Here is a 4,882-nt window from a genome sequence, read left to right as displayed (position 1 = left end):
CCTCGGCGGGCTCCGGCTATGCCCCGGAGAGCGATGGTCAAAACCACCCTCCCGGACCAGGTAGTATTTACCTCGTCAGCACGCGCCGCTAGCTCAGTTGGTTAGAGCAGCTGACTCTTAATCAGCGGGTCCGGGGTTCGAGTCCCTGGCGGCGCACCATGGCAGTGACTGGGGCCTCTCGATCGTTCGAGAGGCCCCAGTCATATTTGAGCGGCCATGATCCGCTGGTCAGCCCGCAACGGTCCGCCCGTCACCGTCCGGCAGCCGCCCTTCACTCGCAGGAGTGATCGACTGGGCTTTGTGCCCCGACCTCGTCGGCACCTGGGAACACTGGCTTCCACCAGGAAAGGGGTGCAACATGACGGTTATGACCGAGCGCACGTCTCACATGCGGGTGGAAGAGTTCGAGGAGATCGCCTCTACCGCACCCGAAACCGTCACGTTGGAGTTCATCGACGGACGGATCGAGGAGAAGTGCGTGGCCGACGGGGATCACGAGACGATCATCATGTGGCTGCTCAGGCAGTGCATGCAGAGCCGCCCAGATCTCGACCTGCATACGTCCCAGGGACTGAAGGTCGGGCAGTACCGCAAGGGGCGGGCCCGACCGGACGGATCACTGGCGCCTGTCGCGCACTTCGCGGGGCAGGGCGAGTGGGCCGATCCCGACGGGGTGCGGATGACCGTTGAGGTCACGTCGTACGACCGTGACACCGATCGCCGTGACCGGCAGGAGAAGCCCGCCGCCTACGCGGCCTCGGGCATCCCTGTCTATCTCCTCGTGGACCGTGACGCCTGCGCGGTCATCGTCCACACCAATCCCGACCCGAAGAGCGGCTGCTACCTCGACATCCACCGGGCCCCCTTCGGCGAGCGGGTGGCCCTGCCCGACCCGGTGGGCATCACCATCGACACGGACACCCTCAAGAACTACGTTCGCTGAGTCCCCGCCCGGCGCCGGGTCCCCGGTGAGCCTTGGCCATACCCACCATGCCCGGGCAGTCAGCCGGTGCGGCCCTTGACCTCCAGCGTGCTCAGCAGCTCCTCAGTGGCCGCGGCGATCGTTTCGACCGCCTTGTCGAAGGCGGCGGCGTTGTGCGGGGCGGGCTGGCGGAAGCCGCTGATCTTGCGGACGTACTGGAGGGCGGCGGCGCGCATGTCGTCCTGGGTGACGGTCTCGGCATAGGGCGGGCGGAGCGTCTTGATGGATCTGCACATACTGACGACGGTACGCCGGGGGTCCGACAGTCCCTAGGCCGTGGCCGCGCCGCCCAGGACGAACGCGCGGATCAGGTCGGCCAGCGGGCCCGGCTGGTCCTCGGGGATCAGGGTGTAGCTGTCGGGGATCTCCACCAGGCTGCCGTGGGGAAGCAGACCGGCCAGGCGCAGGCCGTGCTCGGGGGGCATGACGCGGTCCTCGGAGGCCCAGGCCACCAGGGCGGGGCGGTCGAAGGCGCGCAGTGCGTCGGCCCAGCGGAGCAGCTCGTCCACCGGTGGCACCCCGAGGACGTATTTCCGCAGGTCACGGCGGATCTCCGGGGAGGTCCACAGGGGCTGGAACCAGGCGTCCATCACCTTCCGGTCCACCGGGCGCTTGGTCATCCAGCCCCAGGTGATCGGAAGCCGCCTCAGGGGCTCCACCTTCAGCAGCTTGAAGGCGGCGTTGAGCCCGCCCGGCAGCTTCGCGGCCATCCGCAGATTCCGGCCGGGCAGCCCCGGCGGGAAGTTCTCGAACGCCTCGCAGGAGGTGATCACCAGTCGGCCGATGCGCTGGGCGCGGCCGTCGGCGATCAGCGCCTGCGCCCCGCCCCAGTCGTTCATGGCCAGCGTGACGTCCGTAAGGTCGAGCCGTTCCAGGAACTCGGCGACCAGCCGGGCCACCCCGAGCACCGACAGATCCGCGTCGGGCCGCATCGCGCGGCGGTGTCCGCCCAGGGGGAGGGTGGGGACGACACAGCGGATGCCGGGGCTCAGCGCGGCGACCACATCGCGCCACAGGGAGCCGTTCATGGCGACGCCGTGCAGCAGGACCGCGACGGGCCCCTCGCCTCCCGTGTCCTCGTACTCGACGGTGCCTGCCGAGAGTTCCACCTCGAGATGCGGCATGGCGCCGACTGTACCGGGACCGATCAGCCCAGAGGCAGACCGGCCACGGTCACCACCGGCCGCGCCGGGCCACCGGGCGCGGCCTCGTCCCGTACGGCCACCGCGGCGTGGTAGCCGGGCGGTGCCTCGAGGTCGGCGAAGGCCCAGCCGCCGGGGCCGGACGGCGCGTCGGCGGGGGCCAGCCCCTCGGCGAGACCGACATGGTGGGCGCTGATCCCGCCCGGCAGCCCGGTGCCGATGCCCTTGAGGTACGCCTCCTTACGGACCCAGCAGCCCAGGAACGCCTCCGCCCGCCGCTCCTCCGGAAGCATCTCGATCGCCGCCCGCTCCTCCGGGTGCAACTGCCCGATCAGCCCCGTCAGCCTGGTTCCGGTGCGCTCGGGGTCCCGCTCCTCGACATCGGCGCCCACCGGCACCCCGGCGACGGCGCACAGGGCGGCGTCCCCGGAGTGGGAGAGGGAGAAGTGCAGCGAGTCCTCGCCCGCGAGGGCCGGGCGGCCGTGCGGCTTGTCGCAGTCCGGCATTCCGCAGGTCTCCCGGACGAACTCGACCTCGCCCGGGGCAATGCCGAGATAGCCGCCGAGCAGCGTCCGCAGCCCCACATGGGAGGTCACATAGCGCTCGCGCAGCAGATCGGTGCGCAGCCTCGCCGCGCGCTCGCGCTCCGGCTCGTCCAGCACGCCCTCCGCGACGGCGGTGGCAGCGGCGGCGGACGGCGGGATCCGCAGCAGCCATACGGCCACCTCACCGGGGCCGGGACGGTCTCCAGGGCCGGGCAGGGCGGCGACCGGGGCCCATCGCCCGGGCTCTTGTGCGGGCTGAACCGGGCTGGTGAAGGACACTGTTCCGCTTCTCCCGTGCTATCGGCCGATGATGCGCTCGCTCTGGAGTACTGACGGTACAGCGGCGCGCGCGGCGCGCTGCGGGCGCCCTGCCGTCCGAACGCGCCGCGACGCCCCGTTCCCGCGCCCCCAACGCCCTTGCCGCGCGGCGGCGTTACCGATCGGGGACACTCGGTGACTTCGGCCACGTTCGCCTCCCGGCCGACGCGGTCACCTGCCCGTCCGCACTACGATCGCGCACGTCCGGGCACGAGCGGTGATAGGGGTTTGACGACCATGGCGACGGGATTCCTGGCCAAGGCGGCTTCGGCGGTGACCCTCCCGGTGGCACCGTTGTACGGTGCCTTCCTCTCGTACATGATCTACCACCCGCCCCGCAGGCCACATCATAAGAAGCCCGCCGACCTGGGGCTGACCAGCACCGATGTGAACGTTCCGCTGAACGGTCAGCAGGGGCGCGGACTCCATGTCTGGCTCATCCCCGGCGACACCGAGCGGGTCGTGGTCCTCGGACACGGCCTGGGGCTGAGCAAGTCCGCGAGCCTGGCGCAGGCGCGGCTGCTCAGCGAGGCCGGCTATACGGTCGCGATGTTCGACCACCGCAACCACGGTAAGAGCGTCGCGGACCGCGCGGGCTGGGGCATGAGCGACCGCCACACCGACGATGTGGTCGCCGTGGTGCGGCATATGCGCTCGATGGACGAGTACGCCACGGCGCGCATCGCGATCTACGGCTTCTCCATCTCGACCTTCCCCTCCTTCTACATGCTCAAGCGGGAGGACTGCCCGGTCGACGCGGTGATCTTCGACAGCGGTCCGGCGCTGGAGCTGGCCCCGCTGTTCCGGAACTTCGTCGCGGCCGGCGGCGTGCCCATCCCCGGCCCGCTGGGCACCGGCCCCTCCCGCGCGGTCGTGGAGACGGTCGCCTCGTCCGCCGCCGTGGCGATGCTGCGGGTGCAGTGGCCCCCGCCGCTCGGCGGCGCGTACGAGCGCACCCCGATGCTCTTTCTGACCGGTGAGCTCGACACCATGATCCCCGCGTCCGGGGTGCGGGCGCTGGCCGAGCGCTATCCGCTGGCCGAGGTGCACACCCTGCCGGACACCGAGCATCTCCAGGGGATCAAGACCCAGCCGGAGACGTACGCGGAGACCGTCCTGAACTTCCTGGAGCGGACGCTCAAGGACTGACCTCATATAGCCGGTCCTTGACGGCGGGCTCCGCTCGGAGCCCGCCGTAAGGCTGTCATGGCGGCGGGTCAGTCCTTGAGCTCGCAGATCACGGCGCCCGCGCTGACCGAGGCGCCGACGTTCGCGTTCAGGCTCTTGACGATGCCGCCGCGGTGGGCGTTGAGGGGCTGTTCCATCTTCATGGCCTCCAGGACGACGATGAGGTCGCCCTCGGCCACGGTGTCGCCCTCGCCCACGGCGACCTTGACGATGGTGCCCTGCATCGGGGAGGCCAGTGCGTCGCCGGAGGCGGCGGAGCCTGACTTCTTGACCGCCTTGCGCTTCGGCTTCTTGGTCCCCGCGGCCTCCCCGGGCGACACCGCCAGGCCCAGGACCGCCGGAAGCGAGATCTCCAGCCGTTTGCCGCCGACCTCGACCACGACGGTCTCCCGGGCGGTGGGCTCGTCGGCCTCGTCCATCCTGGTCGGCGCGAACGGGGCGATCGTGTTGTTGAACTCGGTCTCGATCCAGCGGGTGTGGATCGTGAACGGCTCGCTGGTGAACGCCGGGTCCACGACCACCGCCTGGTGGAACGGGATCGCGGTGGCCATGCCCTCGACCTGGAACTCGGCCAGCGCCCGGGCCGCCCGCTGGAGGGCCTGGGCGCGGGTGGCGCCGGTGACGATCAGCTTGGCCAGCAGCGAGTCCCACGCCGGACCGATGACACTCCCCGACTCCACACCCGCGTCCAGCCGGACACCGGGCCC

The 4,882-nt window shown here is 70.8% G+C and carries 6 protein-coding genes and 1 tRNA gene; 3 read left to right on the top strand and 4 right to left on the bottom strand.

The window, feature by feature from the left end:
• The first annotated feature begins 82 nt into the window (after positions 1–82).
• Both KN815_RS41885 and KN815_RS41880 read left to right on the top strand, forming a co-directional pair.
• Positions 83–159 (top strand) — tRNA-Lys (locus KN815_RS41885).
• A gap of 199 nt (positions 160–358) precedes the next feature.
• Positions 359–943: a Uma2 family endonuclease gene (locus KN815_RS41880; protein ID WP_216347016.1), complete on the top strand. Its 585-nt coding sequence runs from the start codon at positions 359–361 to the stop codon at positions 941–943.
• Between the two features lie 59 nt (positions 944–1,002).
• On the opposite strand, the gene KN815_RS41875 is transcribed toward KN815_RS41880, so the two are convergent.
• The 3 genes from KN815_RS41875 to KN815_RS41865 are packed head-to-tail and all read right to left on the bottom strand — an operon-like array spanning position 1,003 to position 2,948.
• Complete coding sequence (locus KN815_RS41875; protein ID WP_216347015.1) at positions 1,003–1,218, bottom strand: DUF2277 domain-containing protein; 216 nt, start codon at positions 1,216–1,218, stop codon at positions 1,003–1,005.
• Positions 1,219–1,251: 33 nt separating this feature from the next.
• Positions 1,252–2,106 (bottom strand): alpha/beta fold hydrolase, encoded by an 855-nt coding sequence (locus tag KN815_RS41870; RefSeq protein WP_216347014.1) that lies wholly within the window; start codon positions 2,104–2,106, stop codon positions 1,252–1,254.
• 23 nt (positions 2,107–2,129) lie between these two features.
• Entirely contained in the window at positions 2,130–2,948 is an 819-nt protein-coding gene (locus tag KN815_RS41865; protein ID WP_216347013.1) for a 4'-phosphopantetheinyl transferase family protein, read from the bottom strand.
• Between the two features lie 276 nt (positions 2,949–3,224).
• On the opposite strand from KN815_RS41865, the gene KN815_RS41860 reads away from it, so the two are divergent.
• Positions 3,225–4,136 carry an alpha/beta hydrolase gene (locus KN815_RS41860; RefSeq protein WP_216347012.1) on the top strand — a complete coding sequence of 304 codons (912 nt, stop codon included), beginning with the start codon at positions 3,225–3,227 and terminating at the stop codon, positions 4,134–4,136.
• 68 nt (positions 4,137–4,204) lie between these two features.
• Here the strand turns inward: KN815_RS41860 and KN815_RS41855 are convergent.
• On the bottom strand, positions 4,205–4,882 hold a 678-nt coding region (locus KN815_RS41855; RefSeq protein WP_216347011.1), incomplete at its 5' end, for a biotin/lipoyl-containing protein.

The sequence above is a fragment of the Streptomyces niphimycinicus genome (assembly GCF_018883605.1).
GTDB classification, from domain to species: domain Bacteria; phylum Actinomycetota; class Actinomycetes; order Streptomycetales; family Streptomycetaceae; genus Streptomyces; species Streptomyces niphimycinicus.
Note: the sequence above shows the minus strand (reverse complement) of the source record. Positions and strands in the feature narration are given on the sequence as shown.

Bases quoted from the DNA above. Each gene is read 5' to 3' on its own strand.
- KN815_RS41880 (WP_216347016.1), top strand. From the start codon at position 359: ATGACGGTTATGACCGAGCGCACGTCTCACATGCGGGTGGAAGAGTTC.
- KN815_RS41875 (WP_216347015.1), bottom strand. From the start codon at position 1,218: ATGTGCAGATCCATCAAGACGCTCCGCCCGCCCTATGCCGAGACCGTC.
- KN815_RS41870 (WP_216347014.1), bottom strand. From the start codon at position 2,106: ATGCCGCATCTCGAGGTGGAACTCTCGGCAGGCACCGTCGAGTACGAG.
- KN815_RS41860 (WP_216347012.1), top strand. From the start codon at position 3,225: ATGGCGACGGGATTCCTGGCCAAGGCGGCTTCGGCGGTGACCCTCCCG.